Origin of the sequence: Streptomyces sp. PTY087I2, from assembly GCF_001687325.1 — a bacterium.
Classification (GTDB): domain Bacteria; phylum Actinomycetota; class Actinomycetes; order Streptomycetales; family Streptomycetaceae; genus Streptomyces.
In genome coordinates, this window is record NZ_LZRD01000006.1 from 39609 (window position 1) to 64838 (window position 25230).

Below are 25230 nucleotides of genomic sequence, written 5' to 3' on the forward strand. Positions count from 1 at the left end.
CGCCGCCTCCCCTGGGGGCCGATGGCGCGGATGGCGGGACGGCGGGCCCTGTTCGCCGTCCCCGTCCTCGGCGTCGTCACCTTCGGCGTGTTCGCCGTCGCCGCCGCGTCCCCCTTCGACCCGGTCAAGGCCTACGCGGGCACCGCCGGGCTCACCGCGTCGCAGGAGAACCTCGACCAGCTGCGGGCCAACCTCGGCGTCGACCAGCCGCTCGTCGCCCGCTGGTGGGACTGGCTGACCTCCGCCCTCCGGGGTGACCTCGGCGACTCCAGCGTGATGCGCCAGCCCGTCGCCGACGTCATCGCCGAACGCATGGGCTGGTCCGTCCTGCTCGCCGCCACCGCCTTCCTGATCGCGATCCTCCTCGGCACCGGACTCGGCGTCCTCGCCGCCCGCAGGCCCGGCGGCTGGCTCGACCGGTGCGTCAGCTCCGTCGCGTACACCCTGGAAGCCGCCCCCGCCTTCTGGCTCGGGCTGCTCGCCATCTGGTTCTTCGCCCTGAAGCTCGACGTCCTGCCGGCGGGCGGGCTCACCGACGCCGCCAGCGACGTCGTCACCTTCGGCCAGGTCGCCTCCCACCTGGTGCTGCCCGCCGCCGTCCTCGGCATCTCCCAGCTGCCGTGGTTCTTCCTGTACGTACGCCAAGGGGTCGCCGACGCGCTGGCCGAGGACCCGGTCCGCGGCGCCCGCGCCCGGGGACTGAGCGAGCGCACCGTGCTCATCGGCCACGCCCTGCGCTCCGGGATGCTGCCGATGCTCACCCTCATCGGCTCCCGCGTCCCCGAACTCATCACCGGCGCGCTGCTCGTCGAGACGGTCTTCAGCTGGCCCGGCATCGCCGCCGCCACCGTCCAGGCCGCCACCTCGGTGGACTTCTCCCTGCTCGCCGCGCTCACCGTGCTCGCCACCGCCGCCGTCCTGCTCGGCAACCTGCTCTCCGACCTCCTCTACGGACTCGCCGACCCCCGGGTGGCCTTCGATGGCTGAGACCGCACTTGCCCAGCCGGGGCGCACCACTCGCCGCGTCCGGGTCGTCACCTCGGCGGTGATCGTCACCGCCGTCGCGCTCGCCGTCCTCGTCGTCCCGCCGCTGGCCCAGCTCGACCAGCAGGCCGTCGACCTGGCCAACAAACTCGACCCGCCGTCCCTCGCCCACCCCTTCGGCACCGACGACGTCGGCCGCGACCTCCTGCTCCGCTGCGTCTACGGCCTGCGCGTCTCCCTGCTCGTCGGTCTCGTCGCCGCCCTCACCGCCACCGTCATCGGCACCGCGATCGGCGCGCTCGCCGGGGCGTTCAGCGGCTGGGTGGACCGGATCGTGATGCGGGTCGTCGACACCCTGTCCTCCATCCCGCACCTGCTGCTCGGCATCTTCATCGTCGCGATGTTCCGGCCCGGCGTCTGGCCGGTCATCATCTCGGTGGCCCTCACCCACTGGATCTCCACCGCCCGGATCGTCCGCTCCGAAGTGCTCTCGCTGCGCTCGCGCCCCTTCATCGACGCGGCCGTCTCCGGCGGCGCCTCCCGCACCCGGGTCATCGTCCGCCATCTGCTGCCCGGCGTGCTGCCGCAGGCGGGACTCGCGGCGGTGCTCATGGTGCCGCACGCCATGTGGCACGAGTCCGCGCTGTCCTTCCTCGGGCTCGGCCTCCCGGCCCACCAGGCCAGCCTCGGCAACCTCGTCCAGTCCGCGCGCGGTTCGCTGCTCGCCGGGGACTGGTGGCCCACCCTCTTCCCCGGCCTCTTCCTGATCATCCCGACCCTCGCGCTCGCGGGACTCGCCGGAGCCTGGCGCGACCGGATCAACCCGCGCCGGAAATCGGAGCTGATGCTGTGACCGCCGAGCCCCCTGTCCTGGACGTCCGGGACCTCTCCGTCCGCTTCCGCATGCGCGGCGGCCGGGACATCGCCGCCGTCACCGACGCCCGCTTCTCCGTCGCACCCGGGGAGTGCCTGGCCCTGGTCGGCGAGAGCGGCTGCGGCAAGTCCGTCCTGGCCTCCGCCCTGCTCGGCCTGCTGCCCGCCAACGCGGCCACCACCGGCAGCGCGCTGCTCGGCGGGGACACGGATCTGCTCACCGCCGGCGAACGCACCCTCGCCCGCACCGTACGGGGACGGCGCATCGGCCTCGTACCGCAGAGTCCGGCCGCCCACCTCACGCCCGTGCGCACCGTCCGGGCCCAGCTGGAGGAGAGCCTGCGCGAGCTGACCGGGGCGCGGGGCGGCGAGCTGCCGAAGGCCGCCGTGGCGGCCGCCGCCCGCGCCTCGTTCCCCGAGGGCCACCTCGACCGCTACCCGCACGAACTCTCCGGCGGCCTCGCCCAGCGCGCCGCGACCGCCCTCGCCCTGATCGGCGACGCCCCGCTGCTGCTCGCCGACGAACCGACCACCGGACTCGACCGGGACCTCGTCGAGCGGACCGTGGACGAACTGCGCCGCCACACCGACGGGGGCCGGGCGCTGCTGATCATCACCCACGACCTGGCCGCCGCCGAACGCATCGCCGACCGGGTCGCCGTCATGTACGCGGGCCGGATCGTCGAGATCGCGGACGCGGAGACCTTCTTCGGCGCACCCGGCCCCCGCCACCCGTACGCCAAGGGGCTGCTGGACGCCCTGCCCGAGCGGGAGTTCACCCCGATCCCCGGGATGCCGCCGGAGCTGGGGGCGCTGCCCGACGGCTGCGCCTTCGCCGACCGCTGCGCGTACGCCGATGCCCGCTGCACCGGCGAACGCCCGGCCTTCACGGCGGGCCTGGCCTGTCACCACGCGCCGGCGGGCCGGGCGCCCTCCCTGTCGAAGGAGTCCGCCGATGCTTGAGCTGACCCGGATCACCGCCGGCTACGACCGCCGCGACCCCGTCGTCCGCGAGGTGTCGCTGCGCGTCGCGGCGGGCGAGGCGGTCGGGCTGCTGGGCCCCAGCGGCTGCGGCAAGTCCACCCTGGCGAAGGTCGCCGCCCTCCTGCACCGCCCGGACGCCGGAACCATGACCCTCGACGGCACGGTGATACGCGGCTGGCGGCACCGGGCCCCGCGCGAGCAGCGCACCGCCGTCGGCGTGGTCTTCCAGCAGCCCCGGCTCTCCGCCGACCCCCGCCTCAGCCTGCGCGAACTGATCGCCCAGCCCCTGCGGTCCACCGGCCGCCGCCGCGACGTCCCCGAGCGGGTGGCGGAACTGGCCCCGCTGGTCGGCCTCTCCGCCGAACTGCTGGAGCGCCGCCCGCACGCGGTGAGCGACGGGCAGCTCCAGCGGGCCTGCCTCGCCCGGGCCCTGGTGCTGCGGCCCCGGCTGCTGATCTGCGACGAGATGACCGCGATGCTCGACGCGTCCACCACGGCAGCCCTCGTCGCCGTCGTCGAGCGCTACCGCGCCGAGTCCGGCGCGTCCCTGCTGGCCGTCGGCCACGACCGGGTGCTGCTGGAGCGCTGGTGCGACCGTACGGTCCGCTGGGGCGAGCGCCACACCGAAAAGGCACCGGCCGCGTGAGCCGCTAGGAGGAGAGTGAGAGCGAGTCGACGACCACCGTGGCCGCTTCGGCGATCAGCCGGTCGTCCGGCTCCGCGTCCTTCGTACCGCGGTGCGACAGGATGGCGATGACGATGGGCGCGGAGTCCGGGGGCCACACCACGGCGATGTCGTTGCGGGCCCCGTAGTAGCCGCCGGTCCCGGTCTTGTCGCCCACGACCCAGCCCTTGGGCACCCCCGCCCTGATCACCGCGTCCCCGGTGGTGTTGGTCCGCAGCCATGTCGTCAGCTGCGCCCGCTCGGGTGCGCGCAGGGCCTTGCCGAGGACGAACGCGCGCAGATCCTCGGCCAGCGCCCGGGGCGTGGAGGTGTCTCTCTTCTCGCCGGGAACCCAGCCGCTCAGCTCCGGCTCCTCCCGGTCCATCCGCGTGATGTCGTCGCCCAGCTTCTCCAGCGAGGCGTCCAGGCCCTTCGGACCGCCGACGTGGTCGAAGAGGAGGTTGGCGGCGGTGTTGTCGCTGTAGCGCACGGAGGCGTCGCACAGCTCCTTCAGCGTCATGCCGGTGTCCACGTGCTTCTCGGTCACCGGGGAGTTGGCGACCAGGTCCTCGCGGGTGTAGGTCACCCGCTTCTCCATGCCGTCCAGGGAGTAGGTGCTGAGCACGACCGCGGCCTGGAGCGCCTTGAAGGTCGAGTGGTAGCCGAAGCGCGCCCGGTCGTTGTGGGCCACCTCGCGCCCCGTGCCGGTGTCGATCGCGTACACACCCAGCCGCGCGTCGAACTTCCGCTCCAGCTCCTTGAAGTCGCCGGCGTACGGCTTCACGGCGGCAGCGGAGGCCGACGTACTCGCGGCGGGCTTGGGGGAAGAGTCCCGCGAGGCGGATTCGCTCTGCCCGCAGGCCGCCAGCGGTACGAGGGACAGCGCGGCGACCAGACCGGCGACGGCGGTCCTGGCACGGGAGTGACGCATGGGCGGAACCTCCAGGCGCTCCGGTCCGGAGCGCATCGGGGACGGGGCCGCACAGCTCCGTCCCGGGTACGTGATCATGCCTGCGAAGCCACCTTCGTCCCCGCCGGTCATGCGGTCCAATACGCTCTTGCGCGTTTCCATGCCGAAACCGCATAGGCTCGGGGGCGTGGATCTGGTCGGAGCGTGTCGGGCGTTCGTCAGCGTCAGCGAGTACGGCGGCTTCACCGACGGGGCCGCCGCCGCGGGGATGTCCCAGTCGGTGGCGAGCCGCCGGGTCGCGGCCCTGGAGGAGCGCTTCGGCGAGCAGCTGTTCGAGCGCACCTCGCGGCGGGCCGTGCTCACCCCCTTCGGGCGCGACATGCTGGCCGCCGCCAGGCAGCTCGTCCAGGCCGCCGACGTCCTGCTGGAGGAGGCCGAAGCCGTCAAGGACAAGCCCTGGCGACTGGCCGTCCCCGCCATCTGCTCCCCGTCCGCCCTGGCACGCCTGGTCGCCGAGGCACGGGGCCACGGCGTCCGGCTCGACCTCCGGACCGCCGGACCGGCGCGGCGCAGGGAACTCGTCCAGGCCCAGCAGGTGCGCGCCGCCCTGCTCGCCGTACCCGCGGAAGGGGCGCCCTGGTCCGTACCGCTCGGGCTGGCCGGGGCGCGGGAGGCCGGGGTGCGGCGGATCTACGTCGAGACACTGCGGCTCGGGCGGGCCTCGCCGGGCCCGGCCCGCCGCGTCTGGATCCAGCCGGAGGACGACGTACCGCACATCCGCGACCCTCTGACGCGGCTGCGGGACGCGGTGGGCCTGCGGCCCGCGCAGGTGCTCGCCGCACCGGACCTGACGGCCGCCGCGGCCGAAGTCCTCTGCTCCGGTGACCTGTTGCTGTGCTCCCGGGCCCAGGCGGCGGAACTCGCCCTGGCCTGGCACCCCATCGGCGAGATGACCCCGCGCCGGGGCTACGCCCTCACGGTCGTGGCGGACGGCAACCCCCTGCCCGTCGAAGCGCGGCTGGGCGAGGCCATCGCCCGCTGCCTGGGCGCGGACGACCCGGCCCGCGCCGGGGGAGGGAAGGCGGCATGAACACCGAGGCCCTGTTGCGGGACGTGCGCACCCGGCTGTCCGAGGGCGGCCTGCGCGCGTGCCTGCTGGTGCGGGACCTGGACACGGGGGAGGAGCTGGGCATCGAGCCGGACACGGAGCTGCCGTCGGCCTCCCTGGTGAAGGTTCCGCTCGCGTTCGCCACGCTCGAACGCATCCGGCGCGGCGAACTGGACGGCGCGACCCTTCTGGACGTGGCGCCCGGCCGCGTCGACACGCCGGGCCCGACCGGCCTCAGCCGCTTCCGGCACCCCGCCCGGATCGCCATCGACGACCTGCTCTACCTCAGCACCTGCCTGAGCGACGGAACGGCCGCCGACGCGCTGTTCGACCTCACGCCGCCCGCCCGGGTCGCCGGTCTCCTCCGCGAAGCCGATCTGCGAGGGATCACGGTCCGGCACCGCACGGAGGAGCTGTTCGACACGCCCGTGGAGCGTTTCGACGCCGACCAGGCGCACCTCGCCCACGCGCTGGCCATCGACGCGGGCACCAGCGGCCGCGGCCACCGGGTGCCCCAGCTCGACACGACCCGCGCCAACACCGGCAGCGCACGCGCTTTCGTCGACCTCCTCCAAGCCGTGTGGACCCCGTCGAAGATCCATCCGGAAGTGGCCGAACGGCTCCGCGACCTCCTGGCCCACAACGTGCTGCGCCACCGGCTGACCCCCGACTTCAGTTCCGACGCGAGCCGGTGGTCCTCCAAGACGGGCACCCTGCTGAACCTCAGACACGAGATCGGCGTCGTGGAGCACGCCGACGGACAGACCTTCGCCGTCGCCGTCCTGACCGAGTCGTCGGTCCCGGCGGGCGCGCAGCCGGGCGTCGACGCGCTGATGGCCGAAGCCGCCCGGCGGCTGCGCGACCACCTGCGACAGCTCTAGGGAATGTCCGGCCGGCCACGCGCCCCCGAGGTGGCCACGGCGTGAAACATCGCCGAACACCTGTCAGGTACCTGACGGAGGGGCCGGTCGCGCACGCATACTCGTCGCGACCCCGTCCGCCGCTCAGGGAGTCCCCATGGCCCACCTCACCCGCCGCCGCGCGCTCACCGTCGCCCTCGCCACCGCCGCCGCGGGCATCGCCGTCCCCGCCACGACGGCGGCCGCCGCGCCCGCCCGACCGCGCGGCCCGCGCCCGTTACGCCACGCCCACGCGCACAACGACTACCTCCACCCGCGCCCGCTGCACGACGCGCTCGCCCACGGGTTCACCAGCGTCGAGGCGGACATCTTCCTCGTCGACGGCGAACTCCTCGTCGCCCACGAGCCCGCCACCCTCGACCCCACCCGCACCCTCGCCTCGCTCTACCTCGACCCGCTCGCCGCCCTCGTCCGCGCCGGACACGGCAGCGTCCACCCGCACCACCGGACCCCGGTCCAACTCCTCATCGACATCAAGGCCGACGGCGTCGCCACCTACCAGGAGCTGGACCGGCAACTGCGCCGCCACCAGCACATGCTCACCCGCTACCAGCACGGCCGCGTCGTCCCCAAAGCCGTCACCGCCGTCATCTCCGGCGACCGCGCCGCCCGGGCCCCCATGGAGGCCCAGCGCACCCGCCTCGCCTTCTACGACGGCCGCCTCGACGACCTCGGCACCCCGGCCCCCGCCTCCTTCGCCCCGCTCGTCAGCGCCAACTGGACCCAGAGCTTCAGCTGGCTCGGCGCGGGCCCCTTCCCCCGCGCCGAGCGCGACCGGCTCCACAGCCTCGTCACCACCGCCCACCGCGAAGGCCGCCGCATCCGCTTCTGGGCCACCCCGGACGTCGCGGGCCCCGAACGCGAGGCCGTCTGGTCCGAACTGCTCGCCGCGGGGGTCGACCACCTCAACACCGACGACCTGGCCGGGCTCGAAAGCTTCCTGCGCGCCCGGCGGAACACCGCGCCGACCTCGTAACGCACGACCTTCCGGAAGTACCCGTTCGGCGGACACGCCAGTGCGCCGAACGGCCCCTCCGCTGCGCCACACTGGCGGCCGAAAGCCGCAAATCAGGCGCGGCGGAGGAGGTTGGTCATGGCCATTTCGATCTCACTGGTACTGCTCCTGGTGATCCTCGCGGTGATCTTTCTGCGCAACGGAGGCCTGAAGGTCTCGCACGCCCTGGTCTGCCTCCTGCTGGGCTTCTTCCTCGCGGGTACGAGCATGGCCCCGACCATTCACGACGGCGTCGGGGCCACCGCCGACCTGGTCAGCAGCCTGCACCCCTGACGGGATCCGCCGCCGGATTCCGTACGGCTGCGCCACCGGCCCCGTACGAGGGACCGCGCGGGGGACCGTCCGCATCCGCACCGGACATCCCGCACAATGGGCAGATGTCTTTTCCGCCCTCCGGCCGGCACTCGGGCGCCGCCCACCACGAGTACTGCAACACCGCCCTGTGCTGCCGGTGCCAGATGCGGACCTGGACGACCAAGGCGGGCAACGAGCGGCTCTGCGGGCCGTGCGCGGCCTGCTGCCACGAGTGCGGCCGGGCGCCCGCACCCCATCTGGACGGGCTCGACGGCGGGCTGTGCGCCGAATGCCGCGGACTGTGCGGCCGCTGCCACGCACCCCGGCGCCCCGACGGATCCTGCGCCTGCGACCGCTGGCGGGAGAGCGCCCGGAGCAACCCCCGCGGTTACGTCCTCCAGGCCCTGCCGCACCAACTCCTCCAAGGCCTCGGCGGCCGGGTGCCCAGCACCGTCCACGACCTCATCCACCAGGAGATCGCCGTCCGCAGCGCCGCCCAGCTCCGCGAGCGCATCGAACGGCGCTGGAACCTGCGCTGGGCCCACGCCCTCGGCGAACTCGACGAGGACGGCCGCCGCCGGTGGAGCGCCCAGGACATCGCCGAACAGCTCCTGCGGCCCGGCTCCTGCACCGACCCCCTGTGCGAGGACGGCTACCACCTCACGACCGACGCCCCCTGCGCCCACTGCCGGCAGCCCCTGCACCGCTTCGTCCCCTCGGTCGCCGACCACACGGCGACCTCGGAACACGCACGCTCCACCGCCGCAGAGATCCGCCGGGCCATCAAGGACAACCGCTCCCGCCCGAAGCGCCCGCAGCGCTGAGCGACCCGCCCCGGGCCCGGGCATGTTGCGGCAGCGTGTCGGGCCCGCGAAACCCTCCTCGTTTCCATGGACACTTCACGGACCTCCTCCTAACGTCGGGCGGCGGCGCGACCCCCGTCCGTAACCGAGGAGCCCGATGCCCCCGCCGTACCGCAGAGCGCTCGCCCGCGCCCTGGCCCTGACGCTCGCCGTCGCCACCCTCACCCTGGCCGGGCCCACGGCCCCCGCCCTGGCCGACGACATCCCCAAGGCCCCCGGCCACCGCCTGGTCAAGGCGTACGAAGGCGCTCCCGCCACCGCGTCGCCGGTCCCCGGGCAGGCGCCCCCGCAACACCCCTACCTCGCCCCCAACGGCCGCAGCGGCATGCACGCGGACGCGGCGGGCAGCGGCACCCACCCGTACGCCGGACCGCTCGGCCGGAGCCCGGAGGTGACCAGCGAGAAGATCGCCCCGGTCGGCGGCGAGTGCGCCACCGCGACCTTCGACGCGGCCGGCCGGCTGATCACGGTCTGCGGAACGTTCACCGGCTTCCTGCTCAAGCTGCTCGACCCGCGCACCCTCGACACCCTCGCCGAGTACAAGCTGCCGCAGCGCTCCTCCACCGTCGAGGCGATCACCCGGCTCGACTTCTCGAAGATCTTCAAGGACACCTCGGGCGGCGCCTACTTCTACCTGGACGACCGGGACCGGGTCGTCCTCGCCGACTCGCGCCAGCACGTTCTGCGCATCGCCCACCGGCAGGACGCCGACGGCCGCTGGGAGTTCGCCGTCGAGGACGACTGGGACCTCACCGGACATGTCCCGCACGACTGCGTGTCCTGGACCAACCTCTTCCCCAGCGGCGTCTGCGACCCGGTGACCTCCGTGATGCCCGACTGGCAGGGCCGCATCTGGTGGGTGACCCGGCTCGGCCGGGCCGGCACGGTCGACCCGGACACCTCGGCCATCCGGTCCGTCCGGCTCGACGGCGAGGAGATCCAGAACTCGTTCTCCGTGGACCGGGACACGGTCTCCATCGTCTCCGACCACGCTCTCTACAGCTTCACGGCCGAGGCGGACGGCACCCCGCGCGTCCAGTGGCGGCAGACGTACGACCGGGGCACCGGCACCAAACCCGGCTCGGTCAACCAGGGCTCCGGCACCACCCCCGACCTGTTCGGCACCGATGAGCAATACGTCGCCATCACCGACAACGCGGACGACCGGATGAACGTCCTGGTCTTCCGCCGGGGCGCCGATGTCCCCGCTGACCGCCGCCTCGTCTGCTCGGTCCCGGTCTTCGGCCACGGCCGCTCCACCACCGACAACTCGCTGATCAGCTGGGGCAACAGCCTCGTCGTCGAGAACAACTACGGCTACGAGAACCCCACCTCCCTGCTGCTGGGCCGCAGCGTCGTCGGCGGCGTCACCCGGATCGACGTACGGCCCGACGGCAGCGGCTGCGACACGGTGTGGGAGAGCGCCGTCCGCTCGCCCTCCACCGTGCCCAAGCTGTCCACGGCCAACGGGCTCCTCTACTTCTACGAGAAGGAACCCAACGCCCTGGGCATCGACGCCTGGTATCTGACCGCCGTCGACTTCCGTACCGGCGAACGCCGCTGGCGCACCCTCACCGGCACCGGACCCGCCTACGACAACAACTGGGCACCCATCACGATCGGCCCCGACGGCACCGCGTACGCGGGTGTCTTCAACGGGATCGTCGCGGTGCGCGACACCGTCTGACGGGCAGCACGCCTCCTCATCCGTCCCCGTCCACCAGGCGGGAACGGATGAGGAAGCGCACCCCTTCCGGGGCCTCCAGCGAGAAGCCGCTGCCCCGGCCCTCCACCACGTCGACGATCAGCCGAGTGTGGGCCCACACCGCGTACTGGCTCCGCGACATCCAGAAGGGCACCGTTTCGGACATTCCCTCGACGACGAGTTCCGCCAGCAGCACATCGGCGTCCCCGGTACGGAACTCGTCCGCCGGGTAGCACATCGGCGCGCTGCCGTCGCAGCAGCCGCCCGACTGATGGAACATCAACGGGCCGTGGTCCGCCCGCAGCCGCCGCAGCAGTCCGGCGGCGGCGGGCGTCAGCCCGACGGCGGGTGATACCGGGTCACACTCCATGGACCTGCCCCTTTCCGGCCGTGGCAGCGCTGCGACAACCGGACGCGAGTCAACTCGACCGGACGTTGCGACCGGGTTGCACACCCTATGCTCGCGCCCATGGAGCAACGGGAAGTCGTGAAGCGCGTGATCGGCATCCTCACAGAGGCGCGCGAAATGCAGCGCCTGCTGGAGGCGGACCTCGAACGGGAAGATCTGGACGCGGGAGCGGGCGCGGTCACCGCCCTGCTGAACGAGACGATGCCGCACATCGCCATCCCCGACGACTTCTCCGTCGAGGAGGTGGTCGCCGTCGTCGGGCGCGAGGTCGGCGGTGCGGTCGAACAGCTCGTGAGCGCCTTCACCCTCGCGTTCACGATGCTCGCCCAGGTCCACGACTCCGGGCAGACCGACGTGTCGTCGGCCGACGTCCTCCAGGACCTCGCGCTGCGGGTCGAGGGCGGCGGACCGGACGACGACGAGAACCCGCTGCTGTAGCCCCCTGCGTTCCGTGGCGCGGGTATGCATAGTGGAGGGAGGAAGCGCGTATCTCCCTCGCGGCATGGAGGCAGCTGTGGGAAAGAGCACCGAGATAGCCCGCGCCAAGGCGCGAAGGCTCAAAGGCATGATCAAGGAGTCGGACGGCATCGCCCTCGAGGACGAGCGGCTGAAGGCCGAGGGCAGGAGGGAACAGGCCGAGGCCCGCCGCGAGGAGGCCCTGGCACGCGCGTCACGGGCTGCTTCCGACCGCTGAGAGTGAGCGAGGCGCCCGAGCCGTCACCGTACGGCCGGGCGCCTTCGCCCTGGCACGCGCGCGTTTGCCGGGTCGGGCGCCTTCGCCATGGCTGGAGCCTTTGCGAGGCCGACGCCTTGGCCATGGCCTGCGCCTGTGCGAGGCCGGGGCGTCTTCGCCGAAGCTTGGGCCTTCGTGGGGCCGCGCGGTGGTCACTTCCCGGCGAGGGCCGACTCCCGTACCGTCTCGGCGGTCTCCCGGTCGAGGGCCGCCCTGACCAGCGCCGCCGCGAACGCGGCCCGGTCCCGGTCGCGCGTCACCTCGGCGAGCCGGCCCGTGGAGGTCGGCAGACCGAGCCGCTCGGCCCCCTGGAGTCCCTTCGCGCCGACCCAGAACCCGGTCTCCGGCCATACGGCCTGCACCTCGCGTACGAAGATGTCGGCCCCGGCCGGGCCGATCCCCGGCACCCGCTGGAGCCCCGCCCGCACCGCCTCCGTATCGCCGTCCGCCTCCGCGCGCAGCCGCCGCAGGTCGCCCTTCCAGACGTCCAGGACCAGGTGGGCGCCCTCGCCGAGCTGGGTGGAGGTCCGCTCGTCGTAGCGGCGGTAACCGCCCTCGCCCAACGCGTCCACGCGCTGCTGCCAGGTCGCGTCCGCCATCCGGCGCGGGGTGCGCATCCCGTGCGCGAACAACGCCCGCGCGGCGGCCACGGCCACCGATGCGCGGATCCTGGCGCTCAGCAGATGGCTCAGCACCAGAAGCTGGTAGAGCGGCTGCGGGGTGTCGCGCAGCCGGATCCCCGCCTCCGCCGCATACGTCCGCCCGCACTCCTCCAGCAGCGCGTCGGTGATCCGGCGCGCTGAAGGGGACGCCGTCCCGGTCATCCGTAACCGAAGATCCGGGCGAGGAAGAATCCGGCGACCACGAGCGCTCCGATCACGATCAGGGCGGTCCAGACGCCCGGGTGCTCCCACAGCCCTCCGTCCGCGCGCTCCTCGTGGGCCTCGCTTGTGGAACCCTCGGCCGGCGGTGTCTCTCCTGGGGGATTCAGTAGTACAGCCATGCCTCCAGGGTCCCTCCGACCGTGGCCCCGCGCACGCCGTCCGGATCCCCGCACCCGGATGCGGGGCCGTACGGCGGAGCCCGGCCCGTGGGAGCGCTGCGGCGGGACGAAATCGGGGCACCGTCAAGGAATGCCCCGAGTCTCCGCCCCCGTCGTCAAGCTCGTGCAGCGCACCACCGAACCCGCCGGGGTGCAGACGCTGCGCTCGACCGCGGCCGCCGTCATCGCCTACTCCGTGGCCGTCTGGCTGCTGCCCGAACCGGCCCCGCTCACCGCGCCCCTCACCGCGCTCCTGGTCGTCCAGGTGACCCTCTACGCGACCCTCACGACCGGCATCCGCCGGGTGAACTCGGTCATCGTCGGCGTCCTCATCGCCATCGGCTTCAGCTCCCTGGTGGGGCTGAGCTGGTGGAGCCTCGGCCTCACCATCTTCACCTCGCTGCTGATCGGGCGGCTGGTCCGGGTCAACGAGTTCGTGCCCGAGGTGGCGATCAGCGCGATGCTCGTCCTCGGCGTCTCCCAGGTCGCCGACACCGCATGGGACCGGGTGTGGGAGACGCTGATCGGCGCGGTGGTCGGGCTCCTGTTCAACCTGCTCCTCGCCCCGCCGGTCTGGGTCGGCTCGGCCGGTTCCTCCATCGAGTCGCTGGCCGTCCGGATGGGCACGATGCTGCGCAGCATGGGCGAGGAGGTCGTGGGGCACAACCCCGTCTCCCGGGCCGCCGCCCGGCTGCACGAGGCCCGCAGGCTCGACCACGACATCGTGGAGGTCGACGCCTCCCTGCGCCAGGCGGAGGAAAGTCTCACCCTCAACCCCAGGGTGAGACAGGGGCTGCTGCACCGGGTCGTCCTGCGGACCGGGCTCGACACGCTGGAGATCTGCGCCGTCGTCCTGCGCGTCCTGTCCCGCACCCTCACCGACCTGGCGAAGGCCCGTACCGAGGAATCACTCTTCCCGGCCGATGTGACGGAACTGCTCCAGGAACTCTTCGGCCGCCTCGCCGAGGCGATCGAGAGCTTCGCCGTCCTGGTCACCACCCAGCTCGCCGCCGACGCGGAGGCGGCCGAGGAACGGCTCGCCGACGCGCTCGCCCGCAGCCGTGCCACCCGCGACCGGGTGGCCGACCTGCTGCTGGAGGACGTCCAGGAGCACCCGCGCCAGTGGCAGCTGCACGGCGCCCTGCTCGCCGAGATCGACCGGGTGCTGGCCGAACTCGACATCGAGGAGCGCACCAAACGGCTCGGCGAGGAGCTGGACCGCCGCTCGGGGGAGGCACACGCCCGCCACCCCCGGCTGCGCGCGCTCCTGCGGCGCCTCGGCAGGCAGCCTGAATGAACCGCCTGAACCGGGGCGGCGCCGCCGATTCCGGCGACCGGGCTCCGGTCACGCGGGATGCGGAGGCGGCCGGTCGCTGGTTCGCTGGGGGCAGAGATCCCGTACCCGGCGTCCAAGGAGTGGTGATGAGCGGTTCGGACGAACCCGCCGACCTGGCTCGGCAGATGCGTGAGAAGGCCCAGCAGCTCCACGAGGCGGCAGAGCGCGCGAGCGACCCGCAGGAGCGTGAGCGGCTGGAGAAGAAGTCCCGGACGATCCGGGACCGCAGCGAACAGCAGAGCGCGATGGAGGCCGGGGACATCTACCCCCAGAAGTAGCCTCGCCGCTGCCTGCCCACCCGCCCGTTCCCGGAGGACGTACGAAACCTCCGGGGGCGGGCGCGTGAGCGCCTGCGGCGCAGACGCGGGTCAGCCCGCCCACTCCAGCAGCCGTTCCGCGCTCCAGGTCGTCACCACCCGGTCCGCCGGCACCCCGCACTCCTCGGCGCGGGCGCACCCCGACCGCTGCCAGTCGAGCTGCCCCGGGGCGTGCGCGTCCGTGTCGATCGCGAACAGCGTCCCCGCCGCGACGGCCGCGCGCAGCAGCCGCAGGGGCGGGTCCTGCCGCTCCGGGCGGCAGTTGATCTCCACCGCGGTCCCGGCCTCGGCGCAGGCCGCGAAGACCCGGTCCGCGTCGAACCGCGACTCCGGCCGACCGCGCCCGTCGAGCAGGCGTCCCGTGCAGTGGCCGAGCACATTCGCCCGTGGATGGCGCACCGCCGCCTCCAGCCGCCGGGTCATCGGGGCCGGGTCCATCCGCAGTTTGGAGTGGACGGAGACCACCACCACGTCGAGCCGTTCCAGCAGCTCGTCCTCCTGGTCGAGCGAGCCGTCCGGCAGGATGTCGCACTCGATCCCCGTCAGCAGCCGGAACGGGGCCCACTCCTCGTTGAGCCGCTCCACCACCTCCAGCTGCTCCCGCAGCCGCTCCGGCGACAGGCCCTTGGCCACCGTCAGCCGGGGCGAGTGGTCGGTGAGAACGGCCCACGCGTGGCCCAGCTCCGCGGCGGTCCGGCCCATCTCCTCGATCGGGCTGCCCCCGTCCGACCAGTCCGAGTGCATATGGCAGTCGCCCGTCAGCCGCGCGAAGAGGTCCTGGCCCGCCTCGACGGGCGGCTCGGCCGCGGCCTCCTGCTCCAGCCGGTCCAGATATCCGGGCGTCTTCCCGGCCAGGGCCTCACGGATCACCTCGGCCGTACGCGGCCCGATGCCGGGGACCCGCTCCAGGGATTTCGCGGCCACCCGCTCCGCCGCCTCCCCGGCGGCCATGGCGTCCACAGCGGCGGCGGCCGTACGGAAGGCCTTCACCCGGTACGTGGCGGCCTGCGAGCGTTCCAGCAGGTAGGCGATCCGCCGGAGAGCGGTGACGGGATCCATCGGCACCTCCACCAGGAGCGGCTGCGGCCGACGCCGGTCCGCCGGGCACGCCGCCCGCCCCATCCAGCATGAGCGCCCCCGGCCCGGCCCGCCTCCGCGCCCCGGTCACCGGCTCAGGACGCGCCCTCCGTGGCCTCGGCGTCGTCCGCCACGGACACCCAGCGGCCGGTGGCCGTGTCGTAGTCGAGTACGGAGTGCCCGCGCACCCCGCTCGTACGGAACGGCCGCCCGCCGTCGTCGATACGCACCGAGCCAGACCGGCCGCCGCTGCTCCAGGCCAGCTCCGCCACCCACGAGCAGTCGCAGCCGACCGTGCGGCCGGTGATCAGGAAGACCTCGGGGTCGGTGACCGAGACGCGGTACGGGAAGGCGACCGCCTCGATGGGCTCGCCCGAGTCGTTCCCCGCGACCGAGCGGGCCACGGGGCGGGAGGCGTCGAGATCCACGTCGAACATCCTCGGGGTGAGGGAGCCGCCGCAGCCGGAACTCATCCGGTAGACCCGGCCCGGGGCCGGTGAGCCGCGCTCGACCACCCGGATCCGCAGGGATTCCAGCACCACGGCCCGCTCGTCGCGGCCCTGCAAGGTGATCCGGACCCCGGTCTCGCCCGCGTGCACCGCGCCGAGCGCCCCCGCCCAGGACGCCGCGTCGGCCTGCACCGGGGGCGGCGGAACGGCGCCCGGCGCCCGGTCGAGGAGGTAGGAGTGGCCGCAGCCGTTCTTCCAGACATGGTCGTCACCGGTCCAGGTGAACGGCACCCGCCCGGCTTCGGGCCCCGACGCGGGCCCGGAGGACCGGGGGACGCTCTCGTCGCGCGGCCCGACACCGGGTGACGCGGTCGGCGAGGGGCTGCCCGACGGCGTGCCGTGCGAGGACCCGCTCTCCGTGCTCTTCGGCTTCCCGGGCGTGGGGGAGCGGGACGAGGTGGCCTCCGGGGCGTCCACGGGAGGCTCGCCCGGTGCTCGGGCCACCGACGCGCGCCCATCGGGACCCGAGGACCATGGCCGCCCGAAGGCCGCGACCAGGGCGAGGACGAGGAGCGCGGCGGCGAGGACGCCGAGCCCTTGCCCGTACCGGCGCGCGCGAAGCGACCGGAGCACCGGCTTCCGGGAAGGCCGGCCCCCGATCGCGCCCGACTGTCCGGAGCCGGAGCCGGAGCCGGAGCCGGAGCCGGGGTCGGGGTCGGAGCCGGAGTCGGAGGCGGCGACCGGTGCAGGCCCCGGGGCCTGCACCGCGTGCGGCCCCTCCCCGTCGGGCGGCTCCGAAAGGGCCCCCGGCGCAGGCGGCCCAGCGCCTTCCGGCGGCGGCCCGGACAGGACCCCGGACACAGGCGGCCCCGCCACAGCGCCTCCCGCAGGCGCTCCGGCCATCACCTCCTCCGCGCCCGCCTCCGCCCCCGACGGCCCCGACCGATCCAGGCGTTCCCCGTCCGCCAGGAGCCACAGGCGGTGCAGCGCCTCCCGGTCCTCCGCCGGTGCGCCGCACAAGCGGGCCAGCCGTTCCACCGGGGCGAACTCCGCGGGCACCGTCCGCCCCGTGCAGTACCGGTGCAGCGTCGAACCGCTGACCCCGATGCGGCGGGCCAGCGACGCGTACGTCCGGCCCGAACCCTCCCGCAGCGCGCTCAGCCGCTCCGCCAGCACCGCCCGTGCGGCGCCCTCGGCGTCACCCGACACGCTCGACCTCCCCTGCCGCTGTTCCAGGGCGTTCCAGCCCTTCGAGAACACCCACGTCACCGGGGGTGGGACGGTTCCAGCCCGGCCGGAAGCCGTGTCGCGCTTGTCGGGATCCGGGGCCGCGGCCCAGGCTGGTGCCCGTTCCGTACCGCCGCCGTACGGGCCCGACCGGGCCCCGTACGCCTCGGCGCGACGCCGTACGTACGAGCACGGCCGCACGGTACGGACCAGCCGACCGCACCATCCGAAACGGGGAACCTCACCATGCGCAACCTCCGCACCGCCCTTCTGACCGTCATGGCCGCGGGCCTGGCCGTCACCGCCCTGGCCCAGGTGCCCGTCGCCGCGGCCCCGGCCCAGGCCCCCGCCCAGCCGAAGTTCCTCAGCGCGGGCCAGCTGCCCGCCTCCCACACGCCCTGGACGGCCGGTCCGGTGCGCAAGGGCGTGCCCGCGGAAGGGTCCGTGTGCACCGCCGGGATCGCCCCGGCGGCCGGCACCCGCCACCGGGACTTCCGTACCGAGCTGGACACCACCGCCCGGCAGACCATCACGGTCGCCCCCACCACCGCCCGGGCCAAGAAGCTCGCCGCCGACCTGCGGAGCGCCCTGGAGAGCTGCCTCGACCGGCTGAAGGAGCAGGACCCCGGCCTGGAGGGCGAGGCGTTCTACCACGGCCGGATCGACGTCGAGGAGGGCGCGCACGTCTACAGCATCGACACGTCCTACCCGGAGGTCGGCTCCACGGACATCGGGCTGTTCTCCGTGGGCCGCGACGGCCGGGCCGTCACCGTCGTCGAGTGGGGGCAGCTGGGCGATCTGGACGGCGCTCCGCTGGAGGGGTTCAAGAAGACCACCCGCACCGCCGTCGCCAAGCTGTACTGATCCCGCCTCCGGCGACCGGCCGCCACAGGGGAGTGGCCGGTCGCCGAAGGTGCGGGGTACCCCGGATCGGGAGCATGCTGGCAGTGTGACCCGGCACGAAACGCCCCGGTCTTCCCCGCCCGCCGGAAGCGGAACCGCCGCCGGGGCGGCCGATGTCGGCCGCGTGCCCGACGAACTGTCCCTCGTTCTCGCCCAGGCCCTCGTCAGCGCCGTCGAGTCGAGCGACGGCTACGCGGGCGGCGTCTACCTGCGCAGCGGGACGCCGGGACTTCTGCGGCTCGCGGTGCTCGCCGGACTGCCGGGCGTGCTGTTCCGGCCCTGGTGGCGGATGCATGTGAACCGCCCCTTCCCGGTCTCCGAGGCCTACCGCTCGGGGCGGCCCGTGCTGCTCTCCGACGCGGAGGAGGCGATGCGCCGCTTTCCGCAGCTGATGGCCGGGCTGCCGTTCCCGTTCGGTTCGCTGTGGGTGCCGATCACCGGACCCCGGGGAAGCATGGGCGTCCTGGCGGTCCTGCGGTCCTCCACCCCGGGGCGGCCCGTCGCCACCGCCGACGGCGAACGGCTCCACCGCCTGGGCCACCGGCTCGGCGCAGCGCTCACCGATCTGGAGCGGCGGGGTGTCGACTGCGTGTGGGAGACCGAGCCGGTCCCCGTGCAGCTGCCCGCCGCCACCACGCCCCCGGTGCGGGTCGGCCGCTTCGACTGGGACCTGCACTCCGGGAGAGTCTCCGCCGACGACGAACTCTGCGCGATCCTCGGCTCCGAGCCCGCCGCCTTCCCGGGCACCGTCGACGCGCTCGCCGAACGGCTGGTCCCCGAGGACGTGTACGGGCTGTGGGCGCTGGCCCGGCAGACGGTGGAGTCCGCCGAACCGGTCGTCCGCCGGATGCGGCTGCGCGGCCCCGACGGCCGGTCCCATCTGCTGGAGCTGTCCGGCCGCTGGACGCACCCGGACGGCGATGTGTCCGCCAGCCATCTGACCGGCTTCCTGGTCGACCTCGGCGCGGGACCCGTCGTACCGGAGGCCGCCGACCGGCTGCCCCGGGGAATCCTCTCCCTGGACCGGCTGGGCCGGATCACGTACGCCAACGGCCTCGCCGAGGAACTGCTCGGCCACTCCCGTACGGAGCTGGTGGGCCATCCGGTCTGGCAGGCCCTGCCGTGGTTCGGGCACGAGGCCTACGAGGACCACTACCGGGCTGCCCTCATCGCCGACGAGCCCGTCCACTTCCTCGCCCGGCGCCCGCCCGCAAGCTGGCTTTCGGTGTCCCTGTACCCGGGGCACGACGGGGTGAGCGTCGTCCTCCAGGCGACCGACCAGCCGGCCTACGCCCCCGGCTCCGTCACCGCGCCGGGTCTCGGCATCGGCTCGACCGCCGACCGTTCCTCCGCGCTGTACCGGCCGGTCGCCCTGGCCATCGCGCTGACCGAGGCGGTCACGGCCCGCCAGGTCTCCTCGGTGGTCACGGACGAGCTGCTGCCCGCGTTCGGCGGCCGTCAGCTCGCGATCTACCTGCTGAACGAGCGCCATCTCCATCTGGCCTGGGAGACGGGGTTCCCCAAGGGCTTCCTCGACCGGTTCGACGGGGTCGGGCTCGACGTCAGCATCCCCGGCGTGGAGACCCTCACCACGGGCCGCCCGATCTTCTTCGAGTCCATGCAGCGCCTGGCCGAGGCCTATCCGGGCATCCCGATCGACACGGACGTGGGCGCGCGGGCGTTCCTGCCGCTGATCGCGTCGGGACGGCCCGTCGGCTCCTGCATCCTCGGCTTCGACCGGCCGCGCGGCTTCAGCCCGGAGGAGCGTACGGTCCTCACCGCCCTGGCCGGGCTGATCGCGCAGGCCTTGCAGCGCGCCCAGCGTTACGACAGCGAGTCGGCCCTCGCCCGCGGCCTCCAGGACGCCCTGCTGCCGCACCGGCTGCCCGAGGTGGACGGGGTGGACACGCTGGGGCGCTATCTCTCCGGCACCCAGGGCATGGACGTGGGCGGCGACTGGTACGACGTCATCGAGACCGGCCACGAACTCGCGCTGATCATCGGCGATGTGCAGGGCCACGGGGTCGCCGCCGCCGCGACCATGGGGCAACTGCGCAGTGCGGTGCGGGCGTTCGCGCTGAGCAAGCACGATCCGCAGGAGGTGATGAGCGGCACGAACCGGCTGCTCATCGACCTCGATCCGGGCCAGTTCGCGAGCTGCTGCTACATCGCCCTCGACCCGGCGACCGGCGTGGCCCGTGCCGTACGGGCGGGGCATCCGCAGCCCGTGCTGCGGCGGCCCGACGGCCGGACGGAGGTGCTGGACCTGCCCGGCGGCATCGTGCTCGGGATCGACGGGGACGCGGCCTACCCGGTCACGGAGATGCGGCTCGAACCGGGGGCGATGCTGGCCCTGTTCACGGACGGGCTGATCGAGCGCCCGGGGACGGACATCGACGAGGGGATCGAGCGGCTGCGGGCCACCGTCGAACGCATCGGCGCGGTCCCGCTGGCCGAGACGGCCGACCAGGTCATCGGAGAGGCCCGAGCGGCCACCGACCGCCCCGACGACATCGCGCTCCTGCTCGCCGCCCGCTGGGCCGAGGCTCCCCGGGCCCGCCCGCCCCGGACGGCACAGGAGCACGGGCCCGGACCCGATCTGTGGCGCACGTTCAGGAGGCCGGACCCGGGGCCCACGACGGGTACCCCGGATCCGGCCTCCTAGAAGACGTCCGGAAGGCGTCCGGACCGGCTGGAAGACGTCCGGAAGGATTCCGGAGGACGTCCTGCGATCAGGCGCCGGAGGCGTCCAGCATGCCCTCGCGCTCCACGACCTTGATCCGCTCACGGCCCTGGGCCGCACCGAGCGCCTGCTCGTGGGCGTCCAGCTTGTGCCAGCCCTCCCAGGTCGTGTAGCGCACGCCCCGGTCCGCCAGGAACGCCTCGACGGCCTCCGGAGCGGGCGTGGCCGGCTCGGGCAGACGGCCGGCGGCCCGGTCCTCCAGGACGCAGGCGACCGTCTCGTTGGCGTCGCCCTTGGTGTGTCCGATCAGGCCGATCGGACCGCGCTTGATCCAGCCGGTGACGTAGACCGAGGTCATGTGCTCGTCCCCGGCGATGACGCGGCCCGCCTCGTGCGGGACGGTGCCGGAGGTGACGTCGAAGGGGAGCTTGGGCAGCTCCTCGGAGTAGTAGCCGACGGCACGGTAGACGCTCTGCATGTCCCAGTCGGTGAACCGGCCGGTGCCCCGGACGTTGCCGGTGCCGTCCAGCTCGGTGCGCTCGGTGCGCAGCGCGGTGACCTTGCCGTCCTCGCCGAGGATCTCGACGGGGGACTCGAAGAAGTGCAGGAACAGCTTGTGCGGGCGGTCGCCGACGTCGCGGATCGCCCAGTTCTCCAGGGTCTGCGCGACCATGTTGGCCTGCTTGTTCTCGCGGCGGGTCGCGATGGAGCCCTCGTCGTACTCGATGTCCTCGGGGTTGACGATGACCTCGATGTTGGGGGAGTGGTCCAGCTCCCGCAGCTCCATCGGGCTGAACTTGGCCTGCGCCGGGCCACGCCGCCCGAACACATGCACCTCCAGCGCCTTGTTCTGCTTGAGGCCCTGGTAGACGTTGTCCGGGATCTCGGTGGGCAGCAGCTCGTCGGCCGTCTTGGCCAGGACCCGGGCCACGTCCAGGGCCACGTTCCCGACGCCGAGCACGGCGACCTTCTCCGCGGTGAGCGGCCAGGTGCGCGGGACCTCGGGGTGCCCGTCGTACCAGGAGACGAACTCGGCCGCGCCGTAGGAGCCGTCCAGCTCGATGCCGGGGATGTCGAGCGCGCGGTCGGCCTCGGCACCGGTGGAGAAGATCACCGCGTCGTAGAACGACCGCAGGTCGTCGAGGCCGATGTCGTGCGGGTAGCTGACGTTCCCGAAGAGCCGGATCTGGGGCTTGTCCAGCACCTGGTGCAGGGCTTTCACGATGCCCTTGATCCGCGGGTGGTCGGGGGCCACGCCGTAGCGGATGAGGCCGAAGGGCGCGGGCATGCGCTCGAAGAGGTCGATGGAGACCCCCGGGTCCTGGCAGACCTCGGATTTGAGCAGCGCGTCCGCAGCGTAGATACCGGCGGGGCCGGCTCCGACAATGGCGACGCGGACGGGGCGTGTCATGGCGTGGTGATCCTTCGGGGCGGGCGAACGCGGGCAGGTACAGCGTACGTCGGAGGTAAGGGTTGGCTTACTAGTCTCCACCCCACACCGTAAGCGATCGCCGCGCGGACCCTTCGACCGGCCCTGCCTAGAGTGCCCGATTAGCCCTTTTTGTTATTCCGATATGGTCGATTTGACCCCTATGGGCCCACTGGTTCATAAAGGGCTTATTGGGGTTGCTGGGGCATTTGCTTGGTCTCGATTTCGCCACCGTCGCGAAGGAGTGGTGAGCGTCACGTCCGAGAGGGCGGACGTCGAAGCGGACGTATCGGTTCCCTTCTGTGCGAAGAAAGTTGACGCCATGACGGCGCGGCCCGATCCGGGAATTCTGGAATTCGATCATGTACGGAAAAGGGAATCCGGAATGCGGGGCTTGTTCCTTCCGATGTTTCTCGCCTACGGTCACCGTCAATCCGGATGGAACGCCGAATCCTGCCGCCGTCCGGGAATCCGAAACCCACTCACGTACGGCAGGAGCGGGGGACCCAGGTAAGTCGCCGATCCGTAACCGGAACGGCTTGGGGTGAAGTCGCACGACCGTGCGGCCAGACATCTCCCGTCTGAACCCGACAGCTCACCTCGCAGGCGCCGGAGAGGAAATCCCCCATGCCCGCACAGGGTAAGCACCGCCGTCCCAAGTCCACCTCGCTCGGCCGCGGCATCGCCGCCGTGACCACCGGTGGAGCCGTTCTCGCCCTCCCGGTGATCGGTGCCACCAGCGCCTTCGCCGCCCCCGCGCCCGCCGCGGCCCCGCAGGCCGTGGCGCCCGCCGCAGTGGCCCCGCAGGCGAATTCCGCCGCGAAGGCCGCCCCCGCCAAGCATTCCGTGGTGGCCGGCGAAACCCTTTCCAAGATCGCCCGCGAGCATTCCGTCAGCGGCGGCTGGAAGAAGCTGTACGAAGGCAACCGGAAGATCGTCGGAGCGAATCCCGACCTCATTCACCCCGGTATCAAGCTGGTCATCGGCGCCAAGTCCGCAGCCGCGTCGGACGACAAGGCGGCCAAGGCTTCCCCGTCCGCCGCGCGCGGTGCCTCGGCGGACCGCGCCGACCGTTCGGAGCGCATCAACGCCGCCCCCGTGGCAAAGGCCGTCACCTACACGAACGACCTCGACGGCTGGATCAGGGAATCGCTGGCGATCATGGCCGAGCGGGGTATCCCCGGCACCTACGAGGGCATTCACCGCAACATCATGCGCGAGTCCTCCGGCAACCCGAACGCCATCAACAACTGGGACTCCAACGCGGCCAAGGGCATCCCGTCCAAGGGCCTGCTCCAGGTCATCGACCCGACCTTCCAGGCCTACCACGTGCCCGGCACCTCGACCGACAGCTACGACCCGGTCGCCAACATCACGGCCGCGTGCAACTACGCCGCGGACCGCTACGGCTCGATCGACAACGTCTTCGGCGCCTACTGATCCCCGCGCGACCGAACAGCACGAGGAGCCCCGGACCGCAATGGTCCGGGGCTCCTTCGTCGTACCCGGGGAACCGTCGGGAAGTTACCCCCAAGTTTCTCGTGACTTACCACGCGAACGGCAGTAGAACCTGTTGCACTCTGCCGAGAGTGAGGGAGGTCACATGAGCGACCCTACCATGCAGGACAGCGGGACCAAGGGCGTTTCGCGACGAAGATTCATCACAGGAACAGGTTCTCTTCTCGGGGCCGCGGCGATCGCCGGGCACGCCCCGCTGGCCTGGGCGGGTGTCCGCGCGGCAGCGGCGCCGATCGGCTCCGGGGCCCATGTGCCGGTGCTCGTCATCGGCACCGGATACGGCGGCTCCGTGGCCGCCCTCCGCCTCGCCGAGGCCGGCACGGACGTCCACATGGTCGAGATGGGCATGGCCTGGGACACCCCCGGCGCGGACGGCAAGATCTTCGCCAACACCACCAGGCCGGACGACCGCTCCTTCTGGCTGCGCACCCGGACCAAGCAGCCGCTGAGCAACTTCCTCGGCTTCCCCCTCGACAAGGACGTCAACCGCTACACCGGCATCCTCGACGCCGAGGAGTTCGGCGGCATCACGGTCTATCAGGGCCGGGGCGTCGGCGGCGGATCCCTGGTCAACGGCGGTATGGCCGTCACCCCGCGCCGCGAGAACTTCGGCGCGATCCTCCCGACGGTGAACGCCGCGGAGATGTACGACACCTATTACCCGCGCGCCAACAGCGGGCTCGGCGTCACCACCATCGACCCCGCCTGGTTCGACAGCGTCGACTGCTACCAGTACGCCAGGGTCGGCCGAAAACACGCCCAGCGCTCCGGCTTCCCGTTCCTCTTCGTGCCCGCCGTCTACGACTGGGACTACATGAAGCAGGAGGCGGCCGGGACCGTCCCGAAGTCAGCCCTGGACGGAGAGATCCTCTACGGCAACAACCATGGCAAGAAGTCGCTCCAGAAGACCTACATCGAACGGATCAGAGCCACCGGCCGGGTCACCATCTCCCCGCTGCACAAGGTCACCACGGTCACCCCGGCGCCGGGCGGCGGCTACACCGTGCTCATCGACCAGCTCGACACCGGCGGCCGGACCACCGTCACCAAGACCGTCACCGCCGACAAGGTGTTCTTCGCCGCGGGCAGCGTCGGCACCAGCAAACTGCTCGTCGGCCTCAAGGCCACCGGCGCGCTGCCCCTCCTCAACGACGAGATCGGCCGGGGCTGGGGCGACAACGGCAACGTCATGTGCGGCCGGGCCAACCACCTCTGGGACCCGACCGGAAAGGTGCAGTCGTCCATCCCCACCGGCGGCATCGACAACTGGGACGCCGGGGGAGCGTTCGCCGAGATCGCCCCGCTGCCCACCGGCATCGAGACCTGGGCGTCGTTCTACCTCTCCATCACCAAGAACCCCCACCGCGCCCGGTTCACCTGGAACGCGGCGGCGGGCAAGGCGGAACTGGACTGGCAGACGGCGTGGAAGCAGCCGTCCATCGACGCCGCGAAGACCATCTTCGACAAGATCAACCAGAAGGAGGGCACGATCTATCGCACGGACCTGTTCGGGGTGTACAAGATCTGGGGCGACCACCTCACCTACCACCCGCTGGGCGGCGCGGTCCTGGACAAGGCCACCGACAACTACGGCCGGCTGCACGGCTACTCCGGCCTGTACGTCATCGACGGGGCGCTGATCCCCGGCAACACCAGCGTCAACCCGTTCGTCACCATCACCGCGCTCGCCGAGCGCAACATCGAACGGATCATCGCGACCGACCTGTAGGCGACCCGCACACAGCGGGGAAGCCCACGGAGAGCCCGGGGCCGGGAGTGCCAACCCG

General features: G+C 72.7%; 25 protein-coding genes and 1 riboswitch. Of the genes, 18 read left to right on the forward strand and 7 right to left on the reverse strand.

Annotated elements, in window-relative coordinates; translation table 11 throughout:
- The first annotated feature begins 21 nt into the window (after nucleotides 1-21).
- The 4 genes from A3Q37_RS07740 to A3Q37_RS07755 are packed head-to-tail and all read left to right on the forward strand — an operon-like array spanning nucleotide 22 to nucleotide 3487.
- Nucleotides 22-987, forward strand: coding sequence for an ABC transporter permease (locus tag A3Q37_RS07740; RefSeq protein WP_176711379.1), 966 nt, complete (start codon nucleotides 22-24; stop codon nucleotides 985-987).
- Nucleotides 980-1837 (forward strand): ABC transporter permease, encoded by an 858-nt coding sequence (locus A3Q37_RS07745; RefSeq protein WP_065479669.1) that lies wholly within the window; start codon nucleotides 980-982, stop codon nucleotides 1835-1837. Before A3Q37_RS07740 ends, A3Q37_RS07745 begins: the two co-directional genes overlap by 8 nt.
- 50 nt (nucleotides 1838-1887) lie before the next feature.
- Nucleotides 1888-2820 (forward strand): ABC transporter ATP-binding protein, encoded by a 933-nt coding sequence (locus tag A3Q37_RS07750; protein ID WP_255311773.1) that lies wholly within the window; start codon nucleotides 1888-1890, stop codon nucleotides 2818-2820.
- Nucleotides 2813-3487 carry an ABC transporter ATP-binding protein gene (locus A3Q37_RS07755; RefSeq protein ID WP_065479672.1) on the forward strand — a complete coding sequence of 225 codons (675 nt, stop codon included), beginning with the start codon at nucleotides 2813-2815 and terminating at the stop codon, nucleotides 3485-3487. The genes A3Q37_RS07750 and A3Q37_RS07755 overlap by 8 nt, the downstream gene beginning before the upstream one ends.
- A gap of 4 nt (nucleotides 3488-3491) precedes the next feature.
- On the opposite strand, the gene bla is transcribed toward A3Q37_RS07755, so the two are convergent.
- Nucleotides 3492-4436: a class A beta-lactamase gene (gene bla / locus A3Q37_RS07760; protein ID WP_065480227.1), complete on the reverse strand. Its 945-nt coding sequence runs from the start codon at nucleotides 4434-4436 to the stop codon at nucleotides 3492-3494.
- Between the two features lie 166 nt (nucleotides 4437-4602).
- On the opposite strand from bla, the gene A3Q37_RS07765 reads away from it, so the two are divergent.
- From A3Q37_RS07765 to A3Q37_RS07790, 6 genes are all read left to right on the forward strand, one after another.
- Entirely contained in the window at nucleotides 4603-5505 is a 903-nt protein-coding gene (locus A3Q37_RS07765; RefSeq protein WP_255311769.1) for a LysR family transcriptional regulator, read from the forward strand.
- Nucleotides 5502-6404, forward strand: a complete 903-nt coding sequence (locus A3Q37_RS07770) for a serine hydrolase (protein WP_065479676.1) — start codon at nucleotides 5502-5504, stop codon at nucleotides 6402-6404. Before A3Q37_RS07765 ends, A3Q37_RS07770 begins: the two co-directional genes overlap by 4 nt.
- A gap of 136 nt (nucleotides 6405-6540) precedes the next feature.
- The gene (locus A3Q37_RS07775; RefSeq protein ID WP_065479679.1) at nucleotides 6541-7419 is read left to right on the forward strand and encodes a phosphatidylinositol-specific phospholipase C/glycerophosphodiester phosphodiesterase family protein; all 879 of its coding nucleotides are present in this window, start codon (nucleotides 6541-6543) and stop codon (nucleotides 7417-7419) included.
- Between the two features lie 117 nt (nucleotides 7420-7536).
- Nucleotides 7537-7731 carry a hypothetical protein gene (locus tag A3Q37_RS07780; RefSeq protein WP_006129323.1) on the forward strand — a complete coding sequence of 65 codons (195 nt, stop codon included), beginning with the start codon at nucleotides 7537-7539 and terminating at the stop codon, nucleotides 7729-7731.
- A gap of 104 nt (nucleotides 7732-7835) precedes the next feature.
- On the forward strand, nucleotides 7836-8576 hold the full coding sequence (locus tag A3Q37_RS07785) for a hypothetical protein (RefSeq protein WP_065479682.1): 741 nt from the start codon (nucleotides 7836-7838) through the stop codon (nucleotides 8574-8576).
- A 136-nt stretch (nucleotides 8577-8712) separates the two neighbouring features.
- Nucleotides 8713-10302 carry a hypothetical protein gene (locus tag A3Q37_RS07790; protein ID WP_065479685.1) on the forward strand — a complete coding sequence of 530 codons (1590 nt, stop codon included), beginning with the start codon at nucleotides 8713-8715 and terminating at the stop codon, nucleotides 10300-10302.
- Between the two features lie 16 nt (nucleotides 10303-10318).
- On the opposite strand, the gene A3Q37_RS07795 is transcribed toward A3Q37_RS07790, so the two are convergent.
- Nucleotides 10319-10690, reverse strand: a complete 372-nt coding sequence (locus tag A3Q37_RS07795; RefSeq protein WP_065479688.1) for a DUF779 domain-containing protein — start codon at nucleotides 10688-10690, stop codon at nucleotides 10319-10321.
- Nucleotides 10691-10777: 87 nt separating this feature from the next.
- On the opposite strand from A3Q37_RS07795, the gene A3Q37_RS07800 reads away from it, so the two are divergent.
- Nucleotides 10778-11167: a hypothetical protein gene (locus A3Q37_RS07800; RefSeq protein ID WP_065479692.1), complete on the forward strand. Its 390-nt coding sequence runs from the start codon at nucleotides 10778-10780 to the stop codon at nucleotides 11165-11167.
- A gap of 76 nt (nucleotides 11168-11243) precedes the next feature.
- Complete coding sequence (locus A3Q37_RS07805; protein ID WP_065480233.1) at nucleotides 11244-11423, forward strand: hypothetical protein; 180 nt, start codon at nucleotides 11244-11246, stop codon at nucleotides 11421-11423.
- 191 nt (nucleotides 11424-11614) lie between these two features.
- Here A3Q37_RS07805 and A3Q37_RS07810 read toward each other — a convergent pair whose 3' ends face one another.
- On the reverse strand, nucleotides 11615-12286 hold the full coding sequence (locus A3Q37_RS07810; RefSeq protein ID WP_065479695.1) for an endonuclease: 672 nt from the start codon (nucleotides 12284-12286) through the stop codon (nucleotides 11615-11617).
- Nucleotides 12283-12465: a DUF6480 family protein gene (locus A3Q37_RS07815; RefSeq protein WP_065479698.1), complete on the reverse strand. Its 183-nt coding sequence runs from the start codon at nucleotides 12463-12465 to the stop codon at nucleotides 12283-12285. Before A3Q37_RS07815 ends, A3Q37_RS07810 begins: the two co-directional genes overlap by 4 nt.
- Before the next feature lie 130 nt (nucleotides 12466-12595).
- Between A3Q37_RS07815 and A3Q37_RS07820 the strand changes: the two genes are divergently transcribed.
- Entirely contained in the window at nucleotides 12596-13801 is a 1206-nt protein-coding gene (locus tag A3Q37_RS07820) for an aromatic acid exporter family protein (RefSeq protein WP_065479702.1), read from the forward strand.
- A 125-nt stretch (nucleotides 13802-13926) separates the two neighbouring features.
- Nucleotides 13927-14118 carry a DUF6381 family protein gene (locus tag A3Q37_RS07825; RefSeq protein WP_065479705.1) on the forward strand — a complete coding sequence of 64 codons (192 nt, stop codon included), beginning with the start codon at nucleotides 13927-13929 and terminating at the stop codon, nucleotides 14116-14118.
- Nucleotides 14119-14208: 90 nt separating this feature from the next.
- On the opposite strand, the gene A3Q37_RS07830 is transcribed toward A3Q37_RS07825, so the two are convergent.
- Nucleotides 14209-15216, reverse strand: a complete 1008-nt coding sequence (locus A3Q37_RS07830) for a PHP domain-containing protein (protein WP_065480237.1) — start codon at nucleotides 15214-15216, stop codon at nucleotides 14209-14211.
- A gap of 113 nt (nucleotides 15217-15329) precedes the next feature.
- Nucleotides 15330-16892 carry a helix-turn-helix transcriptional regulator gene (locus A3Q37_RS38205; RefSeq protein WP_065480239.1) on the reverse strand — a complete coding sequence of 521 codons (1563 nt, stop codon included), beginning with the start codon at nucleotides 16890-16892 and terminating at the stop codon, nucleotides 15330-15332.
- A 264-nt stretch (nucleotides 16893-17156) separates the two neighbouring features.
- Here A3Q37_RS38205 and A3Q37_RS07840 point away from each other — a divergent pair, with 264 nt between their 5' ends.
- A complete protein-coding gene (locus A3Q37_RS07840) occupies nucleotides 17157-17774 on the forward strand; it encodes a hypothetical protein (RefSeq protein ID WP_065479708.1) in 618 nt (205 codons plus the stop codon).
- A gap of 163 nt (nucleotides 17775-17937) precedes the next feature.
- A complete protein-coding gene (locus A3Q37_RS07845; protein WP_065479711.1) occupies nucleotides 17938-20478 on the forward strand; it encodes a SpoIIE family protein phosphatase in 2541 nt (846 codons plus the stop codon).
- Between the two features lie 67 nt (nucleotides 20479-20545).
- Here A3Q37_RS07845 and A3Q37_RS07850 read toward each other — a convergent pair whose 3' ends face one another.
- Nucleotides 20546-21907, reverse strand: coding sequence for an FAD-dependent oxidoreductase (locus tag A3Q37_RS07850; RefSeq protein WP_065479716.1), 1362 nt, complete (start codon nucleotides 21905-21907; stop codon nucleotides 20546-20548).
- Nucleotides 21908-22359: 452 nt separating this feature from the next.
- Nucleotides 22360-22547, forward strand: a riboswitch (cyclic di-AMP (ydaO/yuaA leader).
- Between the two features lie 5 nt (nucleotides 22548-22552).
- On the opposite strand from A3Q37_RS07850, the gene A3Q37_RS07855 reads away from it, so the two are divergent.
- Nucleotides 22553-23365 carry a transglycosylase SLT domain-containing protein gene (locus A3Q37_RS07855; RefSeq protein ID WP_065479720.1) on the forward strand — a complete coding sequence of 271 codons (813 nt, stop codon included), beginning with the start codon at nucleotides 22553-22555 and terminating at the stop codon, nucleotides 23363-23365.
- A gap of 163 nt (nucleotides 23366-23528) precedes the next feature.
- The gene (locus A3Q37_RS07860; RefSeq protein WP_176711372.1) at nucleotides 23529-25172 is read left to right on the forward strand and encodes a GMC oxidoreductase; all 1644 of its coding nucleotides are present in this window, start codon (nucleotides 23529-23531) and stop codon (nucleotides 25170-25172) included.
- Nucleotides 25173-25230 lie beyond the last annotated feature (58 nt).